This window comes from Stenotrophomonas sp. 86428_Sma (assembly GCF_056481585.1).
Genome location: NZ_CM151156.1, coordinates 4,516,901 through 4,543,305 on the forward strand (window position 1 = coordinate 4,516,901; position 26,405 = coordinate 4,543,305).

Genomic DNA, 26,405 nt, shown 5'->3' on the forward strand with positions numbered 1-26,405 from the left:
GCCTGTGGCCGTCCGTCGAGGACCACCATCGATGCTGCCTTCCCGTTCCCCCCGCCTGGCCCTGCTGGCCATCGCCCTGTCAGCCGCCTGCGCTGCCCATGCCGAAGCGCCGGCCGTCAGCCGTAACGCCACCGATCTGGATGCGGTGAAGGTCACCGCCGAACGCACCCATACCGACGCTGGCGCACTGGGCGACCGCGCCCTGCGCGACACTCCGTTCGCGATCACCGCTGTTGGCCGCGAGCAGATCGAGCAGCGCCAGGTGGTCTCGCTGGGCGAAGCCTTCCTGCTCGACCCTTCGGTCAGCACCCAGGTCAGCGCCTATGCCAGTGGCTGGAGCTCGCCCATCCGCAACCGCGGTCTGGAGCTGAACTACGACAGCTACCGGGTCAATGGCCTGCAGGTCTCTTCCTGGGGCACCGAATGGCCGCTGGAAGTGATGGAACAGGTCGATCTGCTGAAAGGCCCGGGCGGATTCCTGTATGGCTTCGGCACCCCCGGCGGCATCGTCAACTACATCACCAAGAAGCCGACGGACACGCCCACCTTCTCCGCCCAGCTGGGCTGGCGCGAACAAGGCATCGTCAGCGGCGGCATCGACGTTGGCGGCCGCTTCGGCAACGAGCAGATGTTCGGCTACCGCTTCAACGCCTTCCAGGAAAAAGGCGAGACCTTCAATGGCGGACACGTCGATCGCAAGGTGGGCGCACTGTCGCTGGACGCGCGCCTGAGCGATGCGCTTACCTGGACCTTCGACGGTGTGTTCCAGTCGCGCGACCTGCGCGAGGAATCGCCGCAGTACTACTTCCGTGGCCTGACCTCGTTGCCGCGGCCGATCGCCGGAGATACCGACAACAGCGTGCCCGGCACCTACTACGACACACGCTCCAGCCTGCTGTCGACCGGCTTGAACTGGCAGATCAACAGCGACTGGAAAGCCAGCCTGAGTTACGGCGTCACCACCTCGTGGAATGACGTCAACAAGATCTTCGCCTACATCGACGATCTCAACGGCGACTACGACGTCAACGTCTACGAACTGGGTGGCAAGAGCGAGTGGAAGCTGGCCCAGGCGATGCTGCAGGGCAGCTTCCGCACCGGCCCCCTTCAGCATCAGGTGGTGGCGGGCATCAGCCACCAGACCGGACTGGGCTGGGACCGCCCCTACGAGTGGAACCTGATTGGCCGCGCCAACCTGTACCAGCGCCATGCCATCCGCCACGACGCCGTTGGTTCGCGGGTGATGACCCGCGGCGACGAGACGGTGCAGCAGGCGGTGTTCGCAAGCGATACGGTGAACCTCGGCAGCGGCTGGTCGGTGCTGGCGGGCTGGCGCTACAACGACTTCGAAACCAAGGGGCGGTACCACACCTACCCGGTCACCCCGACCTACGCCGTGATGTTCAAGCCCAGCGAGGCGGTCACCCTCTACGCCAGCTACATCGAGTCGCTCGAAGCGGGCAGCCGCGTAGGCAACAGCTACATCAACGCCGGTGACGTGCTCGATCCCACCATCAGCAAGCAGTACGAGATCGGGGCCAAGGTCGAAGCGGCGCGTTGGAATGCGAACGTGGCCGCGTTCCGGCTGGAACGTGGTGCCAACATCGATGAGCTCACGCCGGCCGGCAAGCGCCTGGTGCAGGACGGCATCACGCTGTACGAAGGCATTGAAGCCAGTGCCGACCTGCACCTCAACGATGCACTGACCGTCGGCGGCGGCGTCACCTGGCTGGATCCGACCTACGACAAGCTGTCCCCGGGCAGCGCCGCACAGGAAGGCAACCGTACCGCCGGTGCTGCGCGCTGGAGCGGCGTACTGCACGCCACCTACCAGCTGCCGTGGGTAGACGGCTTGGAGACCTATGCCGCCGTGCGCTACTACGGCGATGTCTGGTACGACGCCGACAACACCCTGAAGCTGCCTGACTACACGCTGGTGAATGCAGGCATCGGCTATCGCCTGCTGGCGTCCGGCCATCCGGTGACCCTGCGTGCCAGCGTCGAGAACCTGGCCAACCGGAAGTACTGGTCCAACGCCGGCGCCGGCCTGCCGCGCACGTTCGCGGTGAGCGTGCGCTGGGAGATGTAAGGTGCCGGTCCCCGCCGTCCATGCGGACGACGGGCCCGCACATGGACGGTGGGTGCGGACCGTTGGTCCGCACTCCATATTTCACCCCGCACCCGCAATAATGGTGGGAGACCCTTCCACCGAGCCTGCATGCCCGCCCGCGAATCCCGCCTCAGCCGCCTGTGGGCCCACGAAAAGGCCAGTTATGGCCTTCGGGTGTTCATCGCCCTGACCGCAGCGCTTGCCGTGTGCTGGCAGCTGGACGCGCTCACTGCCCTGCCCGGCGTGTTCCTCGGCATCATCGCCAGCGCCATCGCCGAGACCGATGACAACTGGTGGGGCCGTACCAAGGCGGTACTGCTGTCGCTGCTGTGCTTCTGCCTCGCCGCCGCTTCGGTGATCTGGCTGTTCCCCTGGCCATGGATCTTCATCGGCGCGCTGGCGCTGTCCACCTTCGGGTTGACCCTGCTGGGTGCGCTCGGCGAGCGCTATGCGTCCATCGCCCAGGCCACGGTAACGCTGGCGATCTACACCATGATCGGGCTGGAGCAGCATGGCGCCAGCGACCTGCACAGCGCGCTGGACGCGGTCAGCCACCTGCTGGCCGGTGCGGTCTGGTACGGCCTGCTGTCGATCCTGTGGACCGCACTGTTCGCCAACCGTCCGGTACGCGAACGCGTGGCGCGACTGTACGTTGAACTGGGCCGCTACCTGCAGTTGAAGGCAACACTGTTCGAGCCGGTGCGCGAGGCCGACCTGCAGCGTCGCCAGCTCGACCTGGCCGAACAGAACCGGCGCGTGGTCGGTGCGCTCAACGAAGCCAAGACCGCGATCCTGGCCCGCTTCGGCCGCTCCGGGCGGCCGGGCGTCAATTCCGGCCTGTACCTGCGCCTGTACTACATGGCGCAGGATTTCCACGAGCGCGCCAGCTCCTCGCATTACCCGTACGGCGCGCTGGTCGATGCCTTCTTCCACAGCGACGTGCTGTACCGCTGCCAGCGCCTGCTCGACCTGCAGGGCCAGGCCTGCGCGCGACTGGGCGAGGCGATCCGCCTGCGCCGTCCGTTCGTGTATGGCGAAAGCAACCAGCAGGCCGGGCGCGACCTGGCCGATGCGCTGGCCTATCTGCGCGACCAGCAGCGGCCGCAGTGGCAGCGACTGCTTGGCTCGCTGGATCTGCTGGTGCACAACCTGCGCAGCATCGAGCGCCGCCTGCTGGATGCCGAGCGCTCCGAGGCCAGCCTGGACAACGTCGATACCCGACTGCGCGACAGCAACCCGCACACCCTGCGCGAGATGGGCGTGCGCGTGCGCCAGCAGCTCACGCCCGGCTCGGTCCTGTTCCGCCACGGCCTGCGCATGGCATTGGCCCTGATCGCCGGCTTCGCGGCAATCCGCTTGTTCAATGCACAGAACGGCTCGTGGGTGCTGCTGACCATCGTGTTCGTGTGCCGCCCCAACTTCGGCGCGACCCGCCAGCGCCTTGCACAACGCATCGCCGGCACCGTGGCCGGCCTGGTGCTGACCTGGGCACTGCTGCAGCTGTTCCCGCAACTGCACGTGCAGCTGCTGATCGCGCTGCTGTCGGCGCTGCTGTTCTTCTTCACCCGCACCGACCGCTACCTGGTGGCGTCGGCGGCGATCACGGTGATGGCCCTGACCTGCTTCAACCTGATCGGCGACGGCTTCGTGCTGATCGTGCCGCGCATGGTCGATACGCTGCTGGGTTGTGCAATCGCGGCGGCGGCCGCGTTCCTGATCCTGCCCGACTGGCAGGGCCGGCAGCTGCACCTTGTGCTGGCGCGCGTGCTGGACACCGCCGCGCGCTACCTGGATTCGGTGCTGGGCCAGTACCGCAGCGGCATGCGTGACGATCTGGCCTACCGCATCGCCCGCCGCGACATGCACAACGCCGACGCCGCGCTATCCACCGCGCTGTCGAACATGCTTCGTGAACCCGGCCATGTGCGCCGCAATCTGGATGCCGGCTTCCACTTCCTGGCGCTGTCCAACACACTGCTCGGGCACCTGTCGGCCCTGGGTGCGCACCGCGACCAGGTGGACAGCTACGCCGGCGATCCGCTGGCGCTGGCTGCCGGTGAGCGCGTGCGCAAGGCGCTGCAGCAACTGGCGACGGCCCTGAGCGCTCGGCAGCCGGTCAGCGAGGACGACAACGACGCTGATCGCGCGGTGGCGGCCGAACTGGAACAGATCGACGAGGCGATGCCGCCGAAGCTGCAGCTGATCCGCACGCAGATGGCGCTGGTGCTGCGGATGCTGCCGAAGGTGCGGGCGGCGGCGAATGAGGCGGTGACCAGCCTGACCTGATCCCTCATCGCTGGTCGGACATTCCATCCACGCATGGCGTGGATCTACTGCACCGCGTGCAACCGTGTGTTGCGTATGGCGATGCGCCCCGATCACGTTCCCGCGCGGATACTGGGTGATCCCTGCTCCCCCGGATTCCCCATGAAGATCGAACTCACCGGCCGTACCGCGCTGGTCACCGCCTCCACCGCCGGCATCGGCCTGGCGATTGCCCAGGGCCTGGCCAACGCGGGCGCGCGGATCATTCTCAACGGCCGCAGCACCGACAGCGTCGAACGCGCCCGCCAGCGCCTGCTCGCCGCCGTTCCGGGTGCCGACGTGCTCGGCGTGGCCGCCGACCTCTCCGATGCGGCCGGCGTCGACACGCTGCTGGCAGGCCTGCCCAAGGTCGACATCCTGGTCAACAACGCCGGCATTTTCGGCCCCGAGGACTTCTTCGAGACCGAAGACGCGACCTGGGAACGTTACTGGCAGACCAACGTGATGTCCGGCGTGCGCCTGTCGCGGGCACTGCTGCCGGCGATGGTCGATGCCGGCTGGGGTCGCGTGCTGTTCATCTCGTCCGAATCGGCACGCAACATTCCGGCCGACATGATCCACTACGGTGTCAGCAAGACCGCGCAGCTGTCGCTGTCGCGCGGCCTGGCCAAGCGCGTGGCCGGCAGCGGCGTCACCGTCAACGCGGTGCTGCCCGGCCCGACCCTGTCCGACGGTTTCGCGGCGATGTTCGAAGATGAACGCCAGCGCAGCGGCAAGCCACTGGAGCAGATCGGCCGCGAGTTCGTGATGGCTCACCGGCCGTCTTCGGTGATCCAGCGCACCGCCACGGTCGAGGAAGTGGCCAACATGGTGGTGTACCTGGCCTCGCCGCAAGCCTCGGCGACCTCGGGTGCGGCGCTGCGCGTGGATGGCGGCGTGGTCGACGATATCGTCTGAGACCTATCAGGGTGTGCGGACCAACGGTCCGCACCCACAGTTGTGGGGCTTCAGCAGATCCACGCCATGCGTGGATGCATCCCGCCATGGTCCCGGCGGATAGGCAGGAATGCTAGGCTGCGCCGGTCAAGGAGGCTCCATGTCCGGTCACAACCAGTTCGCCCTGCTGCGCCAGCGCCGTTTCCTGCCGTTCTTCGTCGTCCAGGCGCTCGGAGCGTTCAACGACAACGTGTACCGGCAGGCGATCATCGGCCTGTTGTTCTATCTGGGCGTTTCGGAGGAGCAGCGTTCGCTTTACACCACGCTGGCGCCAGCCATCTTCATCCTGCCGTACTTCCTGTTTTCGGCGCTGGCCGGGCAGATCGCCGACAAACTGGAGAAATCGCGGCTGATCGTGATCACCACCACCATGGAGATCGTGATCATGTCGATGGCGGCTGTCGGTTTCATCACCGAGAGCCTGCCGTTCCTGCTGGTCGCGCTGTTCTGTACCGGCATGCAGTCGACCCTGTTCGGCCCGGTAAAGTACTCGGTACTGCCCTCGGTGCTGAAACCCGAGGAACTGACGGGCGGCAACGGCCTGGTCGAGATGGGTACTTCGATCTCGATCCTGTCCGGCATGATCATCGGCGGCTCTGTGTTCCTGCTTGCGGGCAGCCACGGTCCGATCGTGGCAGCCACAGCGGTGATCGCTCTGGCCATCTGCGGCAACATCGCGGCGCGCCTGATTCCCAAGGTCGACGCCGGCGATCCGAACCTGAAGATCAACTGGAACCCCTTGCCGGAGTCGCGGGTCGTGCTGCGCATGGCACGGCAGCAGAAGGCGGTGCGCAACGCCATCCTCGGGGTATCCTGGTTCTGGTTCGTCGGTACCGTGCTGACATCGCAGCTGCCCAATTACGCGTTGGCCAACCTCGGCGGCGAACCCAAGCTGTATCTGTTCGCCCTGGCCCTGTTCTCGGTCGGCACCGGCGTTGGCTCGCTGCTGTGCGAGAAGCTGTCGGCGCGCACGGTGGAAATCGGCCTGGTGCCGCTGGGTGCGTTCGGCATGACCGCGTTCCTGCTCGACCTGTATTTCGCCCGCAGTGGCGAAGCGACCGTGCACGGACTGACCATCGGGACGTTCCTGCAGCAGCCGGGCAGCATCCGCATCGTCATCGACCTGATCGGCATCGGCCTGTTCACCGGCATCTTCGTGGTGCCGCTGTTCGCGCTGATCCAGAGCCGCACGCCGAAGGCGCAGATGTCGCGCGTGTTTGCGGCGCTGAACATCCAGAACTCCGGTTTCATCGTCGGCGCAGCCCTGCTGTCGCTGGCCGCGCACAAGCTGCTGCACTGGACCATCCCGCAGCAGTTCCTGGCGCTGGCCATCGCCAACGCACTGGTGGCGATCTACATCTTCACCATCGTCCCCGAATTCCTGATGCGCTTCCTCAGCTGGCTGATGGTGCGCACCCTGTACCGCCTGCGCCCGCACAGCATCGAGGCCAACGTGCCGGACGAGGGCGCCGCGCTGCTGGTCTGCAACCATGTCAGCTACATGGACGCACTGATCCTGTCGGCGACGATCCCGCGCCCGGTGCGCTTCGTCATGTACTACAAGATCTTCAACATCCCGGTGATGCGCTGGATCTTCCGGACCGCCAAAGCGATCCCGATCGCCGGTGCGCGCGAAGACCCGGCGCTGATGCAGCGCGCGTTCGATGACATCGACGCTGCGCTGGCCGAAGGCGAGCTGGTCTGCATCTTCCCGGAAGGCGCGCTGACCAAGGATGGTGCGATGGCACCGTTCAAGTCCGGTGTCGAGAAGATCCTCGAACGGCGGCCGGTGCCGGTGGTGCCGATGGCGCTGCGCGGCATGTGGTCGAGCATGTGGAGCCGGCGCGACAGCCGCCTGGGCCGCATGCGCGTGCCGCGCCGTTTCCGCGCCACCGTCGAGGTGGTGGCGGCAGCGGCCGTGGATGGCCACAGCACCAGCGCGCCGGTGCTGGAGGCCCAGGTGCGGGCCCTGCGCGGCGATCACGCCTGACGAGATGGGCCCGCCGAGCGGGCCCAGCGGACTCCCCCACATACGTCACCGTCCAGTGGTGTACGCGACATGTCGTGACTGTAAACGCATACATGCAACGCAGGTTGCGGTAGATTACGCACCCACAGGGGGGAGGTCCGGCCGATTCATCATGGCCGGCCACCAAGGAATGGAGTCTCGCTTTGAATCAACCACCACCGCTCAGCCGTCCGGTCTACATCCCCAACCATCTGGTCTGGGCGATCCTGACGACGCTGTTCTGCTGCCTGCCGTTGGGCGTGGTGTCGATCGTGTACGCCTCCCAGGTCGATGGCCGCCGCGCGGCCGGCGACCTGCCGGGGGCCTACAGTGCGTCGCGCAAAGCGGGCTGGTGGGCGGTGGCTTCGGCCGTGGCCCTGCCGGTCCTGTTGCTGTTGTGGTTCGGGCTGTTCGGCGGCTTGGCCGTACTGGGCGCTCTTTCCGACCAATGATTCACCACCACCACCCATCAAGGAGCTTGAACCCATGAATACTGCTACTCCGCAGGTCCCGAACAACCTGGTCTGGGCGATCCTGACCACCCTGTTCTGCTGCCTGCCGGCCGGCATCGTGTCGATCGTCTACGCCGCCCAGGTCAACGGCAAGCTGGCGGCCGGCGACATCGCCGGCGCCCAGGACTCCGCCGCCAAGGCCAAGAAGTGGGCCATGTGGTCGGCCATCGCCTGGGTCGTGCTGGTCGTGCTGTACGTGCTGTTCTTCGTTGTGCTCGGCGGCATGGGCGCGATGAGCAACGGCAACTACTGATACGCCTGGACGGATCCGGCGCCTGCGCCGGATCCGTTGTTGCATGTCCGCGCTTCCCGCTCGTTCCCGACTCGCCCGCTGGGCACCGCTGCTGGTTTCCGCCGGCCTGGCCGTGGGTGCCACGGTGGTGCTGCGCAACGTCAATCCGTATGTCGCCGGCAATCCCCTGCCGAGCTGCCCGCTGTACGCGCTGACCGGCCTGTACTGCCCGGGCTGTGGCAGCACGCGCTGCCTGTATTCCCTGGTCCACTTCGACCTGCCCGGCGCGATGGCGATGAACCCGCTGCTGGTCATCAGCCTGCCGTTCCTGTTGTTGATGCTGCTGAACATCGCCGGCATCCGCCCGCGTGTGCTCGACCCGCTGATGCGGGTGCTGGCCAATCCCGTGTTCTGGCTCTGGGTGCTGCCCGGGTATGCGCTGCTGCGCAACCTGCCGTGGGCACCGTTCACCGCACTGGCACCGATCTAGGTTTCCAGCCAACGGCGCAGCCCCTCGTGGTGGGCGGCGTTTGTCGATCATGGGGTTGGCCGGGCGGGATGGGTTTGCGGGGGACGCCGTGAATCCGTCCGTGGAGGCTTGGCCGCGGCTTGCTCGTGTGCGCTGTCCTGCGCACACGGCAAGACCGGGGTTGAGCCTCCTGCCCAACCCGCCCGAGGCATGCCTCGGGCCCATGCCGCGGACACCCCCGCAAACCCATCCCGCCCGGCCACGGACAGTTTCCGTGCGCGTCCACCACGGAAAAGAAAGAGAAGATCAAAAGCGGAAGCGGATCGCTTCGCTCTGCATCCACGCATGGCGTGGATCTACCGTGTCGACCAAGGTCGACACCTACCAACAGCCGCGGGAATCTGTCGAAGGCGGGGTGGGTCGGATGGCGGGGGTGTGAGCCGCATGGATGCGGCGACCAAGCCTCCATGGACGGATTCACGGCGTCCCCCGCCATCCGATCCACCCCGCCAGCCCGCAGCAATCCTGCCGTTGCCGTTGCCGTTGCCGTTGCCGTTGCTTCTGCAGGTGCAGGGCTGCAAGCCCTGCAAAGCAACTACGTCACCCAGCCTGCAATCACCAGCAGGGCCAGGATCGCCAGCCACAGCAGCAGCATCCTCCACACCAGGCTCATCGCATCCCGCAGGTCCGGCAACCGCTGCCACACCGGCAACAGCCCCGCCTCGGTGTAATCGTGCGCATCCTCGCGCAGCTCGGCATTGACGCTGGCCCGCGCCACCGCGCCGAGGAAGCCGATGTTGCCGGCCAGGCGCTCGCCGTGGGCCTGGCGCCAGGCCTTCCACGCCGTATCGAAGTTGCCCACCAGCGCCATCGAAAATGCCATCAGCTGCGCCACCGGCCACTCGATCCAGCCCAGCAGGCGCTGCGCCAGCGCCAGCGGCTCCACCGGCACGCGGGCACGCATCGGGCTTTCCGCCATCAGCGCCAGCAGCCGGTAACCGAGAGCACCGGCCGGGCCCAGCAGCAGGAACCAGAACAGCACCGCGAACCAGCGCCGCAAGGCGTTGAGCACGGTTGCCTCGACCAGTGACGGAATGTCCTCGCGCAGGCTGCCACCGGCCGCCTGCAGGTTACGCACCGCGGCCTGGCGCGTCGCCGCGTCATCGGCATCGATGATCGCTTCGATATCGCGGTCCAGATCGCGCGGGCCCCAGCACCACGCCAGCACCGCCACGCCCAGCAGCAGCGACGGCAGGCCGAACAGCACCCCACGCAGCAGCCACGCCAGCAGCGCCATCAGCAGCAGCGGCGGCAGCAGTGCCAGGGCAACGCCTGCCGGCCCCTGCCAGGCCTTGCCACCGCGCGCGTCCAGCCAGCCCAGCCAACGCCGGAAGCCGTCGAAACGGCGCAGCGAGGCGGCAGCGGCCGGGGCAACATGGCCCAGGGCCAGTGCCACCAGCACGGCGGCCAGGGTGGTGAACATGGCAGGTCTCCCTACGAAACAGAACGCTCGGCGTCGCTACCTTACCTGTCGCAGCGGCGCCCTCAGCGGTGAACCGGACTGTAACCCGGGCCGTGTTCAGGTGGCGGCAATACAGGCGCCACCGTCAGCCCCGCTCAGCCCTTCTGCTGCCGGTACCAGTGTTCGATCAGGCCGCGCGAAATCGAGATCGGCGGCGACAGGCGGATGCCCTGGCCATCGTCCTCCACATCGCGTGCCAGTGCCGCGCCGACCTCGTCGGCACTGAACCAGCGCGCATCTTCCAGCTCGCCATCCACGGTCGGCAGGTCATCCTGCGCCTGTGCACGGAAACCGATCATCAGCGCGCCCGGGAACGGCCACGGCTGCGAACCGAGGTACTGGCAGGCGGTCACCCGTACCTTGCTCTCCTCGTGCACTTCACGCACCACGGTCTGCTCGAAGGTCTCGCCGGGTTCCACGAAGCCGGCCAGCACCGAGTAACGCCGCGGTGCCCAGTTCGACTGCCGGCCCAGCAGCAGCCGGCCCTGGTTTTCCACGGCGACGATCACGGCGGGATCGACACGCGGGTAATGCTCGGTGGAACACTGCGCGCAACGGCCAACGAAGCCGCCACGGGCAAACGCCACGGCACCGCCGCACACGCCGCAGAAGCGGGTGCGCGAATGCCAGTAGGACATGCCGCGGGCATAGCTGAAGGCGGTCGCATCGGCCATCGGCCACAGCAGTGCGGCCTGGCGCAGGTCGAGGCGGCGCGGGGCCGTGACGGTAACGTTGGCGGCTTCGACCGAGAACCAGGCCTGCTCGCCACGCAGGCCAAGGAAGATCGCGGCACCGGGGCCGCCGCCGATGTCGGCGCCGGTCAGCGCCAGCGGCTGGTCGTCATCGCCGGTGAAGGCGCTGCCGTCCTGATCGAGCACGAGAATGCGCGCGCCCGGCCACAGGCGCGCCAGTGCATCGGCATCGTCGCGCAGGGCATCGGCGCGCTCCAGCGGTTCGCCAACGAAAGCGAAACCGGAAAGCGGCGAAGGAGTATTGGGCATCCGGCAAGCGTGCCGCCAATCGATGCAGGTGGCAAGTTCGGCGCTGTGCGCAATCTGCCGGTGTGGGCGTGCAGGCACAGCATCCACGCATGGCGTGGATCTACAGAGGTGCCAACCTTGGTTGGCACCTTCCGGCCACAGGCCTCTTACATGCTGAAGCTGCTGCCGCAGCCGCAGGTGGTCTTGGCGTTCGGGTTGCGGATCACGAACTGGGCACCGGTCAGGCTCTCGGTGTAGTCCACCTCGGCGCCCATCAGGTACTGCAGGCTCAGCGGGTCGACCAGCAGGGTCACCCCGCTGGTCTGTACCGCCAGGTCATCCTCGGCACGGTTCTCGTCGAACTCGAACCCGTACTGGAAGCCCGAACAGCCACCGCCTTCGATGTACACGCGCAGGGCCAAGTCGGGGTTGCCCTCTTCCTGGATCAGGGATTTGACCTTGGCGGCCGCCGACTCGGTGAAGTTCAGCGGGCGCTCCAGCGACTGGTAATCGGGCGCGGCAACCGGGGTGGCGCCGGGCAGGGAGACTAGCGTGCTCATGGTGTCAGCATGGGGGTGCCGACGATGGCTTTCAAGCCATCGCCTCGGCCAGCTTGCGGCGTGCGGCGGTGTCACCCTTGCCGCCATTGGCCTCATCACCTTCCGGGGCCGGCAGGGCCGCCATCGGGGCGCTGGCATGGATCAGGCGGCCGTTCAGCTGGGCACCCGCATTCATCTCCACCACCTGGTAATGGACGTTGCCATTGACCCGCGCGCTCGGGGTCAGTTCGACCTTCTCGGTGGCATGCACGTCGCCGTCCAGGCGTCCACTGATGACCACCACCTGGGCACGGATCTCACCTTCGATCACGCCATGCTCGGCGACCGTCAAGGTCGCGCCGCTGGCGCCTTCGGCGGCGATCACCTTGCCGTGGATGCGGCCTTCCACATACAGGCCACCACTGAATTCCACATCACCGCGGATCACCACCTGGTTGCCGATCAGGGCATCCACCACCAGCTGGCCTTCACGGTTGGATTTGCTGCTTCCGAACATCTGCCTACTCCCCTTTGGCGGCCGGCGCACCGGCCTGTTTCCAGTCGAATACCTGGGTGGTACCCCCCGTACCACTCCCCAATGTCACCCGCACGCGTTGCGGGGTGAAGTCAGCCGGCAGCATCACGCTGCCGGTGAGCTGCTGGAAGTACCGGAACGAGTAATCCTGTCCCGGTACCTTGCTGCGCTGGTGCAGATCATCCCAGCTGATCGTGGCCAGCTTGCCGTTCTTGACGCCTTCCACGGTGAAACGCATCTGCCCCTGGCTGATGGCGCCGCGGTTGAGGTTCTGTGTCAGCACGGCGGTGTACTGCCAGGTGCCGGCCGCTTCCGGGCTGAACTCGATCGAATGGGTGTTCAGGCCCTTGCGCTGGCTGGTCGAACCCACCAGGCGCTCATAGAAGGCAACGTCGGCACGCAGGCCGGCGATTTCCTCATCGCGTTCGGCCAGCGAGGACTGCACCTCGGTGTTGGCGGCGCGGCTGATGCGGTCGGAGGCTTCCAGCGTGGCCTGCTTCTGGCGCAGTTCGGTCAGCTGCGCCTGCAACGTCTCGGCGCGCTTCTCGGCGGCCTGCAGGCGCTGGCCCTGTGCATCGCGCGGCGTGGCCATCCAGCAGCCACCCAGCACGGCCAGCACCAGGCTGAGCAGCCAGATGCCGCCGATCACCAGCAGGCGGCGACGGTCGGCCGGCGGTTGCGGCGCGCCGGGCAGGCGAACCTGCACGCGCATGGGAGGACGGTTGGTCATGGGTGGATTCCGGGGCATCGCGAGGGCGACACCGGTACGGCCCCTGTGGCAAACGACGGGCTAGTGTATGACAGGACGGGTGGGTTTCCTGCGCAGTGGCGAGCCACCGTCTGTGGCGTTCAGGCATGCCATCGTCGATAGTGTGGTCCCCTGCACAGTTCCGTCGCCGGAGCATCGCCATGACCGAAGCCCACCTGTTCGTGATCGGCATCCTGCTGGCCTGGCTGGCCGGCATCCGCGTCTACCTCACCGTGTTCGGTGTCGGCCTGGCCGGCCTGCTCGGCTGGGTCGACCTGCCGCCGGCCCTGCAGGCCACGGAATCGTGGTGGGTGCTGGGCACCTCAGCAGCGCTGGCGGTGACCGAATTCTTCGCCGACAAGATTCCCGGCGTCGACTCGGCGTGGGATCTGGTGCAGACCCTGGCACGCGTACCCGCAGGTGCCTTCCTTGCCGCAGCCACGCTGTCGCCGGATGGGCAGCTGGGCACCGGCGCACTTGCTGCCGGTGCCGGTGTCGCGCTGGCCAGCCATGGCCTGAAGGCCGGCACCCGCGCCCTGCTCAATACATCGCCCGAGCCTGCCAGCAACTGGGTGGCCTCCGCCGCCGAGGACACCGTGGTGGTCGGTGGCCTGGCCCTGGCCCTGGCACACCCGTGGATCGCGCTGATCGTGGTGCTGGCCTGCAGCCTGGCCGGCGCGCTGCTGGTGTGGCTGGTCTGGCGCGCCCTGTGGAAGGGCGTGCGCTGGCTGGCACGCAGTGCGTCGCCCGACAGTCCACGCCAGCCCGGTACCGGTTGATCGCCGGGCTTGTCGCATAATGGACGCGAACACCAGGAGCACCGATGGCCGCAAACGAATCCCCCGCGGGCGCCCGCCCGGGACGCGCTGAAACCCCTCCGGCCGATCATTGGCAACGCTGGACCGCTGAACCGGCGAGCGCGGTCGCCGCAGCGCCGGCCGCGGTTCCGCCGCTGGCCGCCTCCGACGCACCCGCATCGATCGGCAGCGCACCGCCGCCGTTGCCGGCCCCGGCCGTGCTGGCCGAGGCTGGCAACAACGACCAGGCGCCGCCGCCCTCCGATTCGCCCTACCGCGTGCTGATCGTCGAGGACGACCGCGCGCAGGCCCTGTTCGCACAGAGCGTGCTGCATGGCGCCGGCATGCAGGCGATCGTGCACAGCGATGCCGACGGCGCGCTGCAGGCGATCAAGGAGCATCGGCCCGACCTGATCCTGATGGACCTGCACCTGCCCGGCCTGGACGGCATGCGCCTGACCGCGCTGATCCGCCAGCAGCCTGGCCTGCAGTTGCTGCCGATCGTGTTCCTGAGCGGCGATCCGGACCCGGAACGCCAGTTCGAGGTGCTCGACAGCGGCGCCGACGATTATCTGAGCAAGCCGATCCGCCCCCGCCACCTGATCGCCGCCGTGGCCAACCGCATCCGCCGCGCACGTGCGCAGGCAGCGACCCTGCCTGGTGCTACCGGCGCACCGGCCACCAGCAATCCGGAAACCGGCCTGCCGACACGTCACCACGTGCTGCAGCAACTCAACGCCACCCTCACCCATCGCGACCGGGGCGGCGTGTTCTTCATTGAAGTGGCCAGCGCGCTGGGCCTGCGCGAACGCTATGGCTACGCCGCCTTCGAGCGCCTGATGGTGCAGGCCGGGCAGCGCCTGGCCGAGGCCGGCCATCCGCACCTGCTGGCACGCCTGAACGACAACAGCTTCCTGCTGCTGGCCCGCAATACCGATGAAGACAGCCTGGAAAGCATCGCCGCGACCCTGCGTGAGCAGCTCTCGGCACGCGCCTTCGTGATCCGTGATGATGAATCGGTGCATCTGCGCGGCGTGGTGGGTTACGCGCCGCTGTCGCCGGGCTTCGACGATGCCAACGCTGCACTGGAAGCGGTCGAGCGCACCACCCTGCAGGCACGTCTGCTCAGCGCCGGCGTGGCGGGCCACGTGCATCGCCAGGCCGTCACCGAACAGGAACACCTGGCACTGCTGGAAGGCCAGCTGGAGCTGGCCTATCAGCCGATCGTCGCTGTCGCCGGTGGCAACACCGCGCAGTACCAGCTGCTGCTGCGCCTGCGCCAGGCCGACGGCACGGTGCTGGCGGCCGGCCAGGTGATTCCCGCCGCCGAAGCGGCAGGCCGCATCGCCGACCTCGACCAGCAGGTGATGGACCATGCGCTGGGCCTGCTGGACCTGTACAGGCACGCAACGCAACCGCTGAACCTGTTCGTTTCGCAGTCGCTGCGCACCCTGCAGCGCGATGCCTTTGGCGACTGGCTGCTGGAATCACTGCAGCAGCGTGACCTGCCCGGCAGTGCGCTGGTGATCGACGTGCGCCTGCCCGACGCGCTGATCCACACCGTGCCGCTGCAGCAGTTCTGCCAGCGCATGGCCGGCGCCGGCGTGCGCTTCTGCCTGAGCCAGTTCGAACCCAGTGGCGAAGCCGATGCACTGCTGACCCAGCTGCCGCTGTCGTTCGTGCGCATGGCCGCGCGGTTCTCCAGCAGCCATTCCAACCCGGCCACGCGCGAGGAACTGCGCAAGGCGATCGAACAGGCGCATGCCGCCGGGCTGCAGATCATCGGCCAGCAGATCGAGGACCCGCAGGCCGCGGCAGCGATGTGGGTCGGCGGCGTCGATTACATCCAGGGCAACATGGTGCAGTCGGCCGGCAGTGACCTGAACTTCGACTTCCACAACGCGGTGCTCTGAGGTGCCGCTGTGGGGCGTGCTGCTGGTTGCCCTTGCTGCGGCCGTCGCACTGCTGCTGTTGGGCCTGCGCCTGCGCGCGCGCAACCGGGCACTGGCCCAGCTGCAGCGCGAGCACAGCGCGCTGGCCAGCGAGCGCGACCAGCTGCGCCGCACCACCGAACGCCAGGGCCAGCTGGAACAGCAGCTGCTGCAGGCCAAGCAGGCCGCCGAAGCGGCCGTGCTGGCCAAGGGCGAGTTCCTGGCCACGATGAGCCACGAGATCCGCACGCCGCTCAACGGCATCCTGCCGATGCTGGAGCTGATCGCGCGCGGGCCGCTGGGTGAAGACCAGCGGCAGATGCTGGCCACCGCTTCGGCCAGTTCACAGCAGCTGCTGCGCATCGTCGACGACATCCTCGACTACTCCCGGCTGGAAGCGCAGGCGCTGGAACTGGAGATCACCAGCTTCAACCTGCGCGACCTGCTCGATGGCGTGGTGCAGCTGATGCAACGCGCCGCCGATGCCAAGGGCCTGTCCCTGGCCCTGCAGCTTGACCCATCGGTGCGCCTGCCGGTGCGCGGCGACCCGGTACGCCTGCGCCAGGTGCTGAGCAACCTGCTGGCCAATGCCATCAAGTTCACCGCCCGCGGCCAGGTGCAGCTGCGCGTGCAGCGCCTGGGCGAAGGTGCGGCACAGCACCAGCTGCGCTTCGAGATCATCGACACCGGTATCGGCATCGATGAGGCACTGCAGGCACGCCTGTTCCAGTCCTTCAGCCAGGCCGATGCCTCGACCACGCGCATCTACGGTGGCACCGGCCTGGGCCTGGCCATCTGCAAGCGCATCATCGACCTGATGCACGGGCAGATCGGCGTGCAGTCCACGCCCGGCCAGGGCGCAACGTTCTGGTTCGAGATCCCGCTGCTGAAAGTACCCGGCGACCTGCCTGCGATGGCGCGCGCCCCCGCAGCGCTACTGTTGTTCAGCGCCGATGCAACGCTGCAGGCACGCATCGAGCGCATCGCCGCCCACCATGGGCTGCAGGTGCAGGTGCTGGCACAGCTGGATGCCGTGGTCGAGCGCCTGCGCGCTCCCGCGCGGCCCGGACAACCAGCACCGGCATGGCTGATTGTCGATTCCCGCACCCGCCGCAACGGCGAGGTCACGCTGCAGCAGGCGCTGGCCGAGCGCGGCGACGATGATGCACTGCAGGTACTGTGGCTGCAGGAAGACACGCCTGCACAACGCCCGCGCCAACGCCAGCTGCTCCCGCATTTCGATGATGCAGCCCTGCATGCACTGCTGGCGGCGCCTGCCACGCCTGCCCGCCCTGCCGCCCTGCTGGCCAATGCCGAAGACGGCTTGCCCGCACCGACGCTGCCGCCATTGCACCTGCGCGTGCTGCTGGTGGAAGACAACACGGTCAACCGGATGGTGGCCGAGCATCTGCTGCGCGTGTTCCAGTGCGAGGTGCGCAACGCCGCCGACGGCAAGCAGGCACTGGCCGCCCTTCGCGAAGGCGGCGTGGACGTGGTGCTGATGGATTGCCAGATGCCGGTGCTGGACGGCTACGCCGCCACGCGCCGCTGGCGTGCGGAAGAAACGGAAACCGGGCGCTCGCGGTTGCCGATCATCGCGATGACGGCCAACGCCATGGCCGGTGACCGCGAACGCTGCCTGCAGGCCGGCATGGACGACTACCTGTCCAAGCCGATCGCACGCGCCACCTTGCATGCGCTGTTGAGGCGCTGGGGGCAGCGATCACGCGATGTCGTAGCGTCGAGCTTGCTCGACGGCGATGCATCCGGGGCCAGTGGGATCCCGCCAGCCGAGCATGGCCCGGCTCTACAAGAGACGAAAAGCCAAGCGGTGACGCAACCGGTGCTGGACCGTGATGTGCTGGACGAACTGCACGCGGTGATCGGCGATACCGCCCTCCAGATCGTCTCGGTGTTCCTGGAGGATGCGCCGGCGATGGTGCAGCAGCTGCAGCAGGCCGCGCAGAGCAGCGACGAGCCGCGACTGCAGGCAATCGCCCACAGCCTTAAATCATCGAGTGCGAACGTGGGGGCGTTGTCGCTGTCGGCAATCGCGCAGCGGATCGAGCACGAAGCCCGTAGTGGCAGCCTGCAGCGCCCCGCAGTGGCGGTGGCGCTGCTGGTTGCCGAATTCGCCCGGGCGCGCGTGGCGCTGACGGGCTACCTGGCACAGCATCGGTAGCGTCGAGCTTGCTCGACCATCGCCATGCTGATCACAGTCGAGCAAGCTCGACGCTACGTCACTCTTCCAGCTTGCTGAGCAGGTACTTCGGCTCGCCGATACGCTCGATCAGGTCGAGCTGGGTTTCCAGCCAGTCGATGTGCTCTTCTTCCGAATCGAGGATCTTCACGAACAGCTGGCGGCTGACGTAGTCACCCACCGAATCGGAGTAGGCCACGGCCTCGCGCAGGGTCACTACGCCGTCGCGCTCCAGCGACAGGTCGCACTGCAGGATCTCGGTCGGGTTCTCGCCGATGCGCAGCTTGCCCAGCGCCTGGAAATTCGGCAGGCCTTCGAGGAACAGGATGCGGTCGGCAAGCATGTCGGCATGCTTCATCTCGTCGATCGATTCCTTGTACTCGTGTTCGGCCAGCTCCTTGATGCCCCAGTTCTTCAGCATCTTGGCGTGCAGGAAGTACTGGTTGATCGCGGTCAGCTCGTTGTAGAGGACCTTGTTGAGGAATTCGATGACCTTGGTGTCGCCCTTCATGGGGGTGCTCCTGCACGCTGAAAACGCAGGCACTTTAACGCCTTGCGCGCGGCCGTGAAGGAACGCGAATCGTGCGCATTGGCCTGTGCGGCCGCACGTGAAGGATGCGAAAGCGCGGCGTCAACGCGCCGCGAAAGAGACGATCAGGCGACCTGGGCCAGACCGAGGACCGGCAGCGGCAGATCGTGGGTGGCACGCGCCTTGGCCAGCAGATCGCCGGCCATGTCCAGGCAGGAACCGCAGGTGGCACCACAACCGGTACGCATGGTCAGTTCGGCCACCGTGCTGACGCCATGGCTGGCGGCTTCGCGGATCTGGTGGTCGGTGACTCCGTTGCAGATGCAGACGTACACAGGCGTGAACCGGGCTGACAGGCCAAGAGTGGCCTGTTGGCTATTCCAATGGAAACGAGAATGGTTGTCAATCAGAGACCTGAACCATTCTCGATACGGTTCAGCCGGTCACGTAGCCGGACCATCGCCGGTGGCCTTCTTCGGCCAGTAGCCGCGGGTCCGTGGGCGCTTGCGTGGGCGGTCATGCCCGGCGGTATGGCCCGGCATCCAGGCCTCCGCAGCGCTCTTGGGCATGGCGGTCACGCCCTGCCCGGCCACCCCGCGCGCCAACGGCGCCAGATGTCGCAAGGCGCGCGCATAGACGCCACGCTTGAACATCACCACGTGCTCCACCGGGTACCAGAAGTCCACCCAGCGCCAGTGGTCAAACTCGGGGGAGTCGGTGTGGTCCAGCTTCACGTGGGATTCGTCGCCGGTCAGGCGCAGCAGGAACCAGACCTGCTTCTGGCCGATGCAGACCTGCCGCTCGTTGCGGCGGATCGCCCGCGCCGGCAGCTTGTAGCGCAGCCAGCCGGGCGTTGCCCCGAGCACTTCCACGTGCTCAGGCAGCAGGCCGGTCTCTTCCTGCAGTTCACGATACATGGCCTCGACAGGCGTCTCGTCGGTATTCATGCCACCCTGCGGGAACTGCCAGCCGTCCCGGCGCACACGTCGTGCCCAGAACACCTGGCCGTCCTGCCGCATCAGCACAATGCCGACGTTCGGTCGATAGCCGTCCGGATCGATCACGATGCGGACTCCTAAAAAATCTACTGGTCGGGACTATCCCATGCCGCCTGTCGGCCCACAAGCACGATACAAAAGTGTTGACAGGGGCGATACACATCCGCAGAATAGCGGGCTCACCAAGGCTATGTAGCTCAGCCGGTTAGAGCACAGCACTCATAATGCTGGGGTCGGTGGTTCGAGTCCACCCATAGCCACCACACTGAAAATCAAGTTGTTTTTCAGCGTGAAAAGTGAGAAAATAGTTGCACGTTTTGCCCCGTCGCCAAGCGGTAAGGCACCTGACTCTGACTCAGGCATTCGGTGGTTCGAATCCATCCGGGGCAGCCAAATTAAAAGCAAAAGGCCAGATCGAAAGATCTGGCCTTTTGCTTTTAATTTGGTCGCGCATTCCACCTTATCCCCGCGCCTGTCGGCGCACCCCCTTGAACAACAAGGGGGCCCTTCTCCAGACAGAGACCGGGGTCAGGCATGCGGACCACGGGTAGTGCCGGCCGCTGGCCGGCAACCAGGAAATCCACGACCCCAGAACGACAAAAGCCCGGCCGAAGCCGGGCTTTTGCTTGTCCAACCAGCGGGCTCCCGAAGGAGCCCAACCAGGCGCGGTAGATCAGCGCTTGGAGAACTGGGTGGCGCGGCGGGCCTTGTGCAGACCGACCTTCTTACGCTCGACTTCACGGGCGTCACGGGTCATGAAGCCAGCCTTGCGCAGCTCGGACTTCAGGGTTTCGTCGTACTCGACCAGAGCACGGGCGATGCCCAGACGGATCGCACCGGCCTGGCCGGTGGTGCCGCCGCCAGCGGCGGTGACCAGGATGTCGAAGCTTTCGGTGTTCTTGGTCAGCTCGAGCGGCTGGCGCACGATCATGCGCGCGGTCTCACGACCGAAGAACTCGTCCAGCGGACGGCCATTGACGGTGATGTTGCCCGAACCCTTGCGCAGGAACACGCGAGCGGTGGAGGACTTGCGGCGGCCAGTGCCGTAGTTTTGAGTGATAGCCATGATTAGATATCCAGAACCTGCGGCTGCTGTGCGGCGTGCGGATGCTCAGTGCCGGCGTAGACCTTGAGCTTGCGGTACATCTGGCGACCCAGCGGGCCCTTCGGCAGCATGCCCTTCACGGCGATCTCGATCACGCGCTCCGGGTGGCGCTCCAGCGCCTGTGCCAGGGATTCGGTCTTCAGGTTGCCGATGTAACCGGTGAAACGGTGATACATCTTGTCCTGCAGCTTCTTGCCGGTGACGGCAATCTTTTCTGCATTGATGACGACCAGGTAGTCGCCGGTATCAACGTGCGGGGTGTAGACCGGCTTGTGCTTGCCACGCAGACGGCGGGCCAGCTCGGTGGCGAGACGGCCCAGGGTCTTGCCCTCGGCGTCGACGAGGTACCAGTCGCGCTGGACGGTCTCGTTCTTGGCAGTGAAAGTGCTCATGAAGAACTCTAGGTTAGGTCGGGCTCATTGCGGCGAAAGGCTCGCCGGAACTCTGCCACGCGTTGTGAAAAGGTGAAGCGTAAGAGGCGGGATTGTACGCAGGTCAGCCCCCCGTTGCAAGCCGGCCCTTGACCGGGTTGGCAGGGGGACGGGGTCGGGCGAGAATCGCGGGGTCTTCCGCCCCACCGTGTACCGCCATGACCGTGCTCCGCCAGATCACCCCGCTGGACCACCTGCTGACCGAGGCGCAGCGCGCCCTGGACACGGTGTTCGGCAACCCGCCGGCGGCCCGCCCCTATCCGGCTGCGGACACCGACGAGCCGGGCATGGACAGCACCGAACGCCGCCACGCGGCCGGCCTGATGCGGATCAACCACGTCGGCGAGGTCTGCGCACAGGGCCTTTACTTCGGCCAGGCGGCCGTGGCCCGCGACCCGGCCACGCGTGAACACCTGCTGGAAGCGGCCCAGGAAGAAACCGACCACCTGGCCTGGTGCGCCACCCGCCTGGGCGAACTGGACAGCCGTCCGAGCCTGTTCAACCCGCTCTGGTACGCCGGCAGCTACACCATCGGCACCCTGGCCGGGCTGCGCGGCGACGGCTGGAACCTGGGCTTCGTGGTCGAGACCGAGCGCCAGGTGGAAGCCCATCTGGACGAGCACCTGGTCGACCTGCCGGCCGGCGACCTGCGCAGCCGCGCGGTCATCGCCGTGATGAAGGAAGACGAGGCCCGCCATGCGGACCACGCCGAACAGGCCGGCGCACGCCGCCTGCCGTTCCCGATCCCGGGCGCGATGGCGCTGGCTTCCAAGGTCATGAAGACCATCGCCTACCGGCTGTGACCGCCAGGTAGTGCCGGCCGCTGGCCGGCAACCACGCAGACGCCGCAGAAGATCCGGAGGTTGCCGGCCAGCGGCCGGCACTACCAGTTAATTGGGCGAGACCAGCTTCAGGCCGATCACACCGGCCACGATCAGGCCCACGCAGGCCAGGCGGGCCGGCGATGCGCTGTCGTTGAACAGGTAGATGCCCAGCACCGCCACGCCCATGGCGCCGATACCGGTCCAGATCGCGTAGGCGGTACCGACCGGGATGCTCTTCATCGCCTGGCTCATCAGGTACAGGCTGATCAGCGCGGACACGACCGTGGCAGCGGTGGGAAGGGGTTTGCTGAAGCCTTCGGAGTACTTCATTCCGAGGGCGAAACCGATCTCGAACAGGCCGGCCAGCAGCAGGTAGATCCAGGGCATGGGTGGGGGCTCCTTACCTTTTTTGAGAAAAACGAAACGGCCCGGTGTTTTCACACCGGGCCGTGGGTCGGTACATCACCGTGGAACTGTAACGCGTGCGGGGCACTGGTTCCACGGGGCGGGTCGTCCCGCCTGGGCGGCGATGCCTGCGGGCATCGCACATGGGGCTTACTCGGACAGGTTCCGGCCGTGGAACAGCTCTTCGATCTCGCGCTTGAGCAGCGCTTCGATCTTCATGCGTTCCTTGAACGACAGGTTCTTGGCCTTTTCCTCGAACAGGTACTGGTCCAGGTCGAAGTCCTTCAGGTGCATCTTCGTGTGGAAGATGTTTTCCTGGTAGACGTTGACGTCGAACATCTCGTAACGCGACTTGATGTTCTTGGCCAGGAAGTTCTGGATCGAGTTGATCTTGTGATCGATGTAGTGCTTCTTGCCCTTCACATCGCGGGTGAAGCCACGGACGCGGTAGTCCATGATCACGATGTCCGACTCGAGGCTTTCGATCAGGTAGTTCAACGCCTTCAACGGCGAAATGACGCCGCAGGTGGCCACGTCGATGTCGGCGCGGAAGGTGGCGATACCTTCCTGCGGGTGCGTTTCCGGATAGGTGTGCACGGTGATGTGCGACTTGTCCATGTGCGCGACCACGGCATCGGAGATCAGCTCCTTGCCGGCCTGCTTCTTGTCGATCACCGGTTCTTCGGAGATCAGGATGGTCACCGAGGCACCCTGCGGATCGTAGTCCTGGCGGGCCACGTTCAGGATGTTGGCGCCGATGATCTCGGCGACATCGGTCAAGATTTGAGTCAGCCTGTCGGCGTTGTACTCTTCATCGATGTATTCAATGTAACGCTGACGCTCCTCTTCGGTGCGCGCGTAACACACGTCATAGATGTTGAAGCTCAGCGCCTTGGTGAGGTTGTTGAAACCCTGCAGCCTCAGGCGAGGCAACGGCTTGACCACGGCGGTCGATTCCTGTGTAAGAAGGGAAAGGGGGAATTATGGGGCAAACTGTCCCCGGGGGGAACGTGAAGAGCGCTCACATCTGGCACACTGTTTGCCCTTAACAATTGCGCTGGTTAAGCTCCGCTATCGACCCCGTGAATCCGTTCATGCGCAGAGGGAGCGCTCCTATCGTGTCAACCGTGCGCCTAGCTAGCAGTCCACTGGCCCTGGATATCGCCACAATCGATCGTTTCCTGGCGCACAGCCACAGGCGGCGATACCCCACCCGTACCGACGTCTTCCGACCCGGTGACCCGGCGGGAACCCTGTATTACGTCATCAGCGGCTCGGTTTCGATCATGGCCGAGGAAGATGACGATCGCGAGCTGGTGCTGGGCTACTTCGGTGCCGGCGAGTTCGTCGGCGAGATGGGCCTGTTCGTTGAATCGGACCGCCGCGAGGTGATCCTGAGGACCCGTACCGCCTGCGAGCTGGCCGAAATCAGCTACGAGCGCCTGCACCAGCTGTTCCTCGGCCCGCTGTCGGCCGATGCCCCGCGCCTGCTCTACGCGCTGGGCCAGCAGATCTCCAAGCGCCTGCTCGACACCAGCCGCAAGGCCAGCCGCCTGGCATTCCTGGACGTTACCGACCGGATCGTGCGCACCCTGCACGACCTGGCGCAGGAGCCGGAGGCGATGAGCCATCCGCAGGGCAGCCAGCTGCGCGTCTCGCGCCAGGAACTGGCCCGCCTGGTCGGCTGCTCGCGCGAAATGGCCGGCCGCGTGCTGAAGAAGCTGCAGACCGATGGCCTGTTGCACGCCCGCGGCAAGACCGTGGTGCTGTACGGCACCCGTTGATCGTTGAGCACCCGGTGGGTGCGGACCTTGGTCCGCACTCTTTCACGCGCTAGGCTCGGTGCATGGAACTGAGCAGCGCATTCTGGTGGTTCATCCTCATCGGCCTGGGCGCCCAGCTGGTGGACGGCGCGCTGGGCATGGCGTTCGGCCTCGTGTCGTCGTCGGTGATGCTGGCCATGGGCATTCCGCCCGCGCAGGCCAGTGCAGCCATCCACACCGCCGAGGTGTTCACTACTGGCGCCTCCGGCGTGTCGCATCTGGTCGCCGGCAATGTCGATAAGCGCCTGTTCCTGCGCCTGGCGCTGCCCGGCGCCGTAGGCGGCGCCGTGGGTGCCTACGGCCTGACCCAGCTGCCCGGCGAGGTGATCCGCCCGCTCATCTACCTGTACCTGCTGGTGCTGGCCATCATCATCCTGGCACGTGCCGCCGGCCGCCTGATGCCCAAGGGCGAGGTCAAGCGGGTGCCCGTGCTGGGCTTCGTGGCCGGCTTCCTGGATGCCAGCGGCGGGGGCGGCTGGGGGCCGGTGGCCACCTCCACCCTGCTGGCCCGCGGCGGCCAGGCACGCACCACCATCGGCACGGTGAACGCGGCCGAGTTTGTGGTCACCCTGACAGTTTCAGCAACGTTCCTGCTGTCGATGGGGCTGCATCACCTGCAGATCGTGGCCGGCCTGCTGATCGGCGGCATGATGGCCGCGCCGGTGGCCGCACTGCTGGTGAAGCGCCTGAAGGAGCGCTGGGTGCTGGTGGCCGTGGGCGTGTTGGTGCTGGGCATCAGCCTGTTCCAGATCGGGCATGCGCTGACCGGGTATCTGGCGCGCTGACTGCTCACCGGGCGCAGGACCATTTGCCGGCCAGCGGCCGGCACTACCGGGACGGAGAAGGGTAGTGCCGGCCGCTGGCCGGCAGATCCGTCACCGTGCGGCGAGGTCAGGCCTTGTCACCGCCGCGGTCCACGCAGCCCCAGTTGAGGATGCGGGTGCCGGCCGGCAGCACGCGGCGGAAGAAGTCCACCCTGCCCGGCTTCGGGTTCACCACCACCGGCGCCTTGGCGGCCAGCAACAACGGCAGGTCGGCGGTGCTGTCTGAGTAGGCGATATCGATGTCGCCGTAGCCGCGCTCGCGCAGCATGCGCATCTTCTCTTCGTTGTGGCAGTGGCGGGTCGGGCCGACGCCACCCAGCCGTGGGCCGACCTCGGTGCCGATCACCGGTACGTCCTGGTGGGCGACGAAGGCCAGGATCGCGCGTGCCAGCTCTGGTGGCGCGCCCGTGGCAACCACCACGCGGTCACCCTTGGCCCGGTGCGCGGCGAACACCTCCAGCGCCTGTGGCAGCAGCTTGGCGCGCATCTGCGCCTCGTTGCGCAGCACATAGGCGTCGATGACCTTGTTGAAATCGCGCGCACGGTGCAGGCCGAAGCTGCCGATCCACACATAGACCGAAATGCCGGTACGGCGGGTCGGCAGCAGCGCCACCATCGGCCCGGCGATCGGCGTGACCAGCAGCGCCGCCAGCATGCGCAGCGGGTTGCGCTTGATCAGCGAAGCGAACAGGTGAGTACCCGAATCGCCGTCGTAGAGGGTGTGGTCGAAATCGAAGACCACCAGCGGCGCATCGTCGCGCGGCGTCGGATAGTGCGTTTTCATGCCGCGAAGAATAACTGACGCAGGCCCTCGCCCGGCTCTTCCACGCGCATGAAGGCTTCACCCACCAGGAACGAGTGGATGCCGGCATCGCGCATCAGCGCCACGTCCTGCGGACCGAGGATGCCGCTCTCGGTGACCAGCAGGCGATCGCGCGGCACCGCCTTCTGCATGTCCAGCGTGGTCTGCAGCGACACCTCGAAGGTGCGCAGGTTGCGGTTGTTGATGCCGATCATCGGTGCCGGTACCTGCAGCGCACGCTCCAGCTCGTCGATGTCGTGCACTTCCACCAGTACGTCCATGCCCAGCGACATCGCCAGTTCGGACAGCGTGGCCAACTGCGTGTCGTCCAGCGCAGCGACGATCAGCAGGATGCAGTCGGCACCCAGTACGCGCGCCTCGTACACCTGGTAGGCGTCGATCACGAAGTCCTTGCGCAGCACCGGCAGCGTGCAGGCCTCACGGGCCTGCTGCAGGTAGGCATCAGCACCCTGGAAGAAGTCCACATCGGTCAGCACCGACAGGCAGCTGGCGCCGCCGAACTCATAGCTGACGGCGATGTCGGCCGGGCGGAAATCCGGGCGGATCACACCCTTGGAGGGGCTGGCCTTCTTCACCTCGGCGATCACCGCCGGATCGCCGTTGGCCACTGCCGCCTGCAGCGCGCGCACGAAGCCACGTACCGGCGGGGCGCTGGCCACGGCGGCCTGCAGGTCCTCGAGGGGACGCTGGGCACGGCGCTGGGCCACTTCTTCGGCCTTGCGGGCCAGGATCGTCTGCAGGATGTCGCTCATCGTCTTCGATTCGGTGCGGGGGCGGTGAGGACGGCCATTATCGGCCA

At 66.7% G+C, this 26,405-nt stretch carries 27 protein-coding genes and 2 tRNA genes; 15 read left to right on the top strand and 14 right to left on the bottom strand.

What is annotated here, in order from left to right:
• The first annotated feature begins 31 nt into the window (after window positions 1-31).
• From ACZK3J_RS20720 to ACZK3J_RS20750, 7 genes are all read left to right on the top strand, one after another.
• A complete protein-coding gene (locus ACZK3J_RS20720) occupies window positions 32-2,089 on the top strand; it encodes a TonB-dependent siderophore receptor (protein ID WP_248858381.1) in 2,058 nt (685 codons plus the stop codon).
• 129 nt (window positions 2,090-2,218) lie between these two features.
• The gene (gene yccS / locus ACZK3J_RS20725) at window positions 2,219-4,396 is read left to right on the top strand and encodes a YccS family putative transporter (protein ID WP_478476209.1); all 2,178 of its coding nucleotides are present in this window, start codon (window positions 2,219-2,221) and stop codon (window positions 4,394-4,396) included.
• A gap of 141 nt (window positions 4,397-4,537) precedes the next feature.
• Window positions 4,538-5,332 (top strand): SDR family NAD(P)-dependent oxidoreductase, encoded by a 795-nt coding sequence (locus ACZK3J_RS20730; RefSeq protein WP_049461643.1) that lies wholly within the window; start codon window positions 4,538-4,540, stop codon window positions 5,330-5,332.
• Between the two features lie 139 nt (window positions 5,333-5,471).
• The gene (locus ACZK3J_RS20735) at window positions 5,472-7,361 is read left to right on the top strand and encodes an MFS transporter (protein WP_414578146.1); all 1,890 of its coding nucleotides are present in this window, start codon (window positions 5,472-5,474) and stop codon (window positions 7,359-7,361) included.
• Window positions 7,362-7,543: 182 nt separating this feature from the next.
• A complete protein-coding gene (locus ACZK3J_RS20740; protein ID WP_005419784.1) occupies window positions 7,544-7,831 on the top strand; it encodes a CD225/dispanin family protein in 288 nt (95 codons plus the stop codon).
• Window positions 7,832-7,865: 34 nt separating this feature from the next.
• Window positions 7,866-8,144 carry a CD225/dispanin family protein gene (locus ACZK3J_RS20745; RefSeq protein ID WP_032127177.1) on the top strand — a complete coding sequence of 93 codons (279 nt, stop codon included), beginning with the start codon at window positions 7,866-7,868 and terminating at the stop codon, window positions 8,142-8,144.
• A 43-nt stretch (window positions 8,145-8,187) separates the two neighbouring features.
• Window positions 8,188-8,613: a DUF2752 domain-containing protein gene (locus ACZK3J_RS20750; protein ID WP_006473646.1), complete on the top strand. Its 426-nt coding sequence runs from the start codon at window positions 8,188-8,190 to the stop codon at window positions 8,611-8,613.
• A gap of 574 nt (window positions 8,614-9,187) precedes the next feature.
• Here the strand turns inward: ACZK3J_RS20750 and ampE are convergent.
• From ampE to ACZK3J_RS20775, 5 genes are all read right to left on the bottom strand, one after another.
• Window positions 9,188-10,075: a regulatory signaling modulator protein AmpE gene (gene ampE / locus ACZK3J_RS20755; RefSeq protein ID WP_032127176.1), complete on the bottom strand. Its 888-nt coding sequence runs from the start codon at window positions 10,073-10,075 to the stop codon at window positions 9,188-9,190.
• Window positions 10,076-10,209: 134 nt separating this feature from the next.
• Window positions 10,210-11,115 carry an NAD(+) diphosphatase gene (gene nudC, locus ACZK3J_RS20760; RefSeq protein ID WP_049424057.1) on the bottom strand — a complete coding sequence of 302 codons (906 nt, stop codon included), beginning with the start codon at window positions 11,113-11,115 and terminating at the stop codon, window positions 10,210-10,212.
• A 146-nt stretch (window positions 11,116-11,261) separates the two neighbouring features.
• Window positions 11,262-11,654 carry an iron-sulfur cluster insertion protein ErpA gene (gene erpA, locus ACZK3J_RS20765; protein WP_005419789.1) on the bottom strand — a complete coding sequence of 131 codons (393 nt, stop codon included), beginning with the start codon at window positions 11,652-11,654 and terminating at the stop codon, window positions 11,262-11,264.
• Between the two features lie 31 nt (window positions 11,655-11,685).
• A complete protein-coding gene (locus tag ACZK3J_RS20770; protein ID WP_006398829.1) occupies window positions 11,686-12,150 on the bottom strand; it encodes a bactofilin family protein in 465 nt (154 codons plus the stop codon).
• A gap of 4 nt (window positions 12,151-12,154) precedes the next feature.
• Window positions 12,155-12,898 carry a DUF6776 family protein gene (locus ACZK3J_RS20775; protein WP_019336613.1) on the bottom strand — a complete coding sequence of 248 codons (744 nt, stop codon included), beginning with the start codon at window positions 12,896-12,898 and terminating at the stop codon, window positions 12,155-12,157.
• Window positions 12,899-13,077: 179 nt separating this feature from the next.
• On the opposite strand from ACZK3J_RS20775, the gene ACZK3J_RS20780 reads away from it, so the two are divergent.
• From ACZK3J_RS20780 to ACZK3J_RS20790, 3 genes are read left to right on the top strand one after another with little or no spacing between them, the layout of a single operon-like run.
• Entirely contained in the window at window positions 13,078-13,695 is a 618-nt protein-coding gene (locus ACZK3J_RS20780; RefSeq protein ID WP_049461254.1) for a DUF4126 domain-containing protein, read from the top strand.
• 44 nt (window positions 13,696-13,739) lie between these two features.
• A complete protein-coding gene (locus ACZK3J_RS20785) occupies window positions 13,740-15,626 on the top strand; it encodes an EAL domain-containing protein (RefSeq protein ID WP_049424052.1) in 1,887 nt (628 codons plus the stop codon).
• Window position 15,627: 1 nt separating this feature from the next.
• A complete protein-coding gene (locus tag ACZK3J_RS20790; protein WP_049461251.1) occupies window positions 15,628-17,826 on the top strand; it encodes an ATP-binding protein in 2,199 nt (732 codons plus the stop codon).
• 58 nt (window positions 17,827-17,884) lie between these two features.
• On the opposite strand, the gene bfr is transcribed toward ACZK3J_RS20790, so the two are convergent.
• From bfr to ACZK3J_RS20805, 3 genes are all read right to left on the bottom strand, one after another.
• Window positions 17,885-18,355: a bacterioferritin gene (gene bfr, locus ACZK3J_RS20795; RefSeq protein WP_005419804.1), complete on the bottom strand. Its 471-nt coding sequence runs from the start codon at window positions 18,353-18,355 to the stop codon at window positions 17,885-17,887.
• Between the two features lie 143 nt (window positions 18,356-18,498).
• Entirely contained in the window at window positions 18,499-18,708 is a 210-nt protein-coding gene (locus tag ACZK3J_RS20800; protein WP_005411309.1) for a (2Fe-2S)-binding protein, read from the bottom strand.
• 108 nt (window positions 18,709-18,816) lie between these two features.
• Window positions 18,817-19,437 (bottom strand): RNA pyrophosphohydrolase, encoded by a 621-nt coding sequence (locus ACZK3J_RS20805; protein ID WP_032127170.1) that lies wholly within the window; start codon window positions 19,435-19,437, stop codon window positions 18,817-18,819.
• Window positions 19,438-19,557: 120 nt separating this feature from the next.
• Between ACZK3J_RS20805 and ACZK3J_RS20810 the strand changes: the two genes are divergently transcribed.
• Together ACZK3J_RS20810 and ACZK3J_RS20815 are read left to right on the top strand one after the other, a co-directional pair.
• A tRNA-Met gene (locus ACZK3J_RS20810) sits at window positions 19,558-19,634 on the top strand.
• 55 nt (window positions 19,635-19,689) lie between these two features.
• Window positions 19,690-19,764 (top strand) — tRNA-Gln (locus tag ACZK3J_RS20815).
• 280 nt (window positions 19,765-20,044) lie between these two features.
• Here ACZK3J_RS20815 and rpsI read toward each other — a convergent pair.
• Complete coding sequence (gene rpsI / locus ACZK3J_RS20820; protein WP_005411311.1) at window positions 20,045-20,437, bottom strand: 30S ribosomal protein S9; 393 nt, start codon at window positions 20,435-20,437, stop codon at window positions 20,045-20,047.
• Window positions 20,438-20,439: 2 nt separating this feature from the next.
• Window positions 20,440-20,868, bottom strand: a complete 429-nt coding sequence (gene rplM / locus ACZK3J_RS20825; protein ID WP_005414692.1) for a 50S ribosomal protein L13 — start codon at window positions 20,866-20,868, stop codon at window positions 20,440-20,442.
• A 197-nt stretch (window positions 20,869-21,065) separates the two neighbouring features.
• Between rplM and coq7 the strand changes: the two genes are divergently transcribed.
• On the top strand, window positions 21,066-21,710 hold the full coding sequence (gene coq7 / locus ACZK3J_RS20830; RefSeq protein WP_049401665.1) for a 2-polyprenyl-3-methyl-6-methoxy-1,4-benzoquinone monooxygenase: 645 nt from the start codon (window positions 21,066-21,068) through the stop codon (window positions 21,708-21,710).
• A gap of 87 nt (window positions 21,711-21,797) precedes the next feature.
• On the opposite strand, the gene ACZK3J_RS20835 is transcribed toward coq7, so the two are convergent.
• A complete protein-coding gene (locus tag ACZK3J_RS20835; protein ID WP_005411314.1) occupies window positions 21,798-22,118 on the bottom strand; it encodes a DMT family transporter in 321 nt (106 codons plus the stop codon).
• Window positions 22,119-22,286: 168 nt separating this feature from the next.
• Window positions 22,287-23,081, bottom strand: coding sequence for an adenosylmethionine decarboxylase (gene speD / locus ACZK3J_RS20840; RefSeq protein ID WP_006473908.1), 795 nt, complete (start codon window positions 23,079-23,081; stop codon window positions 22,287-22,289).
• Between the two features lie 149 nt (window positions 23,082-23,230).
• On the opposite strand from speD, the gene crp reads away from it, so the two are divergent.
• Both crp and ACZK3J_RS20850 read left to right on the top strand, forming a co-directional pair.
• Window positions 23,231-23,920 (top strand): cAMP-activated global transcriptional regulator CRP, encoded by a 690-nt coding sequence (crp, locus tag ACZK3J_RS20845; RefSeq protein WP_010482649.1) that lies wholly within the window; start codon window positions 23,231-23,233, stop codon window positions 23,918-23,920.
• A gap of 62 nt (window positions 23,921-23,982) precedes the next feature.
• A complete protein-coding gene (locus tag ACZK3J_RS20850) occupies window positions 23,983-24,744 on the top strand; it encodes a sulfite exporter TauE/SafE family protein (RefSeq protein ID WP_014038735.1) in 762 nt (253 codons plus the stop codon).
• Between the two features lie 106 nt (window positions 24,745-24,850).
• Here ACZK3J_RS20850 and ACZK3J_RS20855 read toward each other — a convergent pair whose 3' ends face one another.
• Together ACZK3J_RS20855 and trpC are read right to left on the bottom strand one after the other, a co-directional pair.
• Complete coding sequence (locus ACZK3J_RS20855) at window positions 24,851-25,567, bottom strand: haloacid dehalogenase-like hydrolase (RefSeq protein ID WP_032127168.1); 717 nt, start codon at window positions 25,565-25,567, stop codon at window positions 24,851-24,853.
• Window positions 25,564-26,358, bottom strand: a complete 795-nt coding sequence (gene trpC, locus ACZK3J_RS20860) for an indole-3-glycerol phosphate synthase TrpC (RefSeq protein WP_049401666.1) — start codon at window positions 26,356-26,358, stop codon at window positions 25,564-25,566. Before trpC ends, ACZK3J_RS20855 begins: the two co-directional genes overlap by 4 nt.
• Window positions 26,359-26,405 lie beyond the last annotated feature (47 nt).

What these genes read in the sequence shown, in the direction of transcription:
- trpC (WP_049401666.1), bottom strand. Translation starts at nt 26,358, where the DNA reads ATGAGCGACATCCTGCAGACGATCCTGGCCCGCAAGGCCGAAGAAGTG.
- nudC (WP_049424057.1), bottom strand. Translation starts at nt 11,115, where the DNA reads ATGCCCAATACTCCTTCGCCGCTTTCCGGTTTCGCTTTCGTTGGCGAA.
- ACZK3J_RS20750 (WP_006473646.1), top strand. Translation starts at nt 8,188, where the DNA reads ATGTCCGCGCTTCCCGCTCGTTCCCGACTCGCCCGCTGGGCACCGCTG.
- yccS (WP_478476209.1), top strand. Translation starts at nt 2,219, where the DNA reads ATGCCCGCCCGCGAATCCCGCCTCAGCCGCCTGTGGGCCCACGAAAAG.
- ACZK3J_RS20720 (WP_248858381.1), top strand. Translation starts at nt 32, where the DNA reads ATGCTGCCTTCCCGTTCCCCCCGCCTGGCCCTGCTGGCCATCGCCCTG.
- ACZK3J_RS20835 (WP_005411314.1), bottom strand. Translation starts at nt 22,118, where the DNA reads ATGCCCTGGATCTACCTGCTGCTGGCCGGCCTGTTCGAGATCGGTTTC.
- ACZK3J_RS20745 (WP_032127177.1), top strand. Translation starts at nt 7,866, where the DNA reads ATGAATACTGCTACTCCGCAGGTCCCGAACAACCTGGTCTGGGCGATC.
- erpA (WP_005419789.1), bottom strand. Translation starts at nt 11,654, where the DNA reads ATGAGCACGCTAGTCTCCCTGCCCGGCGCCACCCCGGTTGCCGCGCCC.
- ACZK3J_RS20770 (WP_006398829.1), bottom strand. Translation starts at nt 12,150, where the DNA reads ATGTTCGGAAGCAGCAAATCCAACCGTGAAGGCCAGCTGGTGGTGGAT.
- ampE (WP_032127176.1), bottom strand. Translation starts at nt 10,075, where the DNA reads ATGTTCACCACCCTGGCCGCCGTGCTGGTGGCACTGGCCCTGGGCCAT.
- rpsI (WP_005411311.1), bottom strand. Translation starts at nt 20,437, where the DNA reads ATGGCTATCACTCAAAACTACGGCACTGGCCGCCGCAAGTCCTCCACC.
- ACZK3J_RS20780 (WP_049461254.1), top strand. Translation starts at nt 13,078, where the DNA reads ATGACCGAAGCCCACCTGTTCGTGATCGGCATCCTGCTGGCCTGGCTG.
- ACZK3J_RS20850 (WP_014038735.1), top strand. Translation starts at nt 23,983, where the DNA reads ATGGAACTGAGCAGCGCATTCTGGTGGTTCATCCTCATCGGCCTGGGC.
- ACZK3J_RS20775 (WP_019336613.1), bottom strand. Translation starts at nt 12,898, where the DNA reads ATGACCAACCGTCCTCCCATGCGCGTGCAGGTTCGCCTGCCCGGCGCG.
- bfr (WP_005419804.1), bottom strand. Translation starts at nt 18,355, where the DNA reads ATGAAGGGCGACACCAAGGTCATCGAATTCCTCAACAAGGTCCTCTAC.
- coq7 (WP_049401665.1), top strand. Translation starts at nt 21,066, where the DNA reads ATGACCGTGCTCCGCCAGATCACCCCGCTGGACCACCTGCTGACCGAG.
- ACZK3J_RS20785 (WP_049424052.1), top strand. Translation starts at nt 13,740, where the DNA reads ATGGCCGCAAACGAATCCCCCGCGGGCGCCCGCCCGGGACGCGCTGAA.
- rplM (WP_005414692.1), bottom strand. Translation starts at nt 20,868, where the DNA reads ATGAGCACTTTCACTGCCAAGAACGAGACCGTCCAGCGCGACTGGTAC.
- crp (WP_010482649.1), top strand. Translation starts at nt 23,231, where the DNA reads ATGCGCAGAGGGAGCGCTCCTATCGTGTCAACCGTGCGCCTAGCTAGC.
- ACZK3J_RS20855 (WP_032127168.1), bottom strand. Translation starts at nt 25,567, where the DNA reads ATGAAAACGCACTATCCGACGCCGCGCGACGATGCGCCGCTGGTGGTC.
- ACZK3J_RS20735 (WP_414578146.1), top strand. Translation starts at nt 5,472, where the DNA reads ATGTCCGGTCACAACCAGTTCGCCCTGCTGCGCCAGCGCCGTTTCCTG.
- ACZK3J_RS20730 (WP_049461643.1), top strand. Translation starts at nt 4,538, where the DNA reads ATGAAGATCGAACTCACCGGCCGTACCGCGCTGGTCACCGCCTCCACC.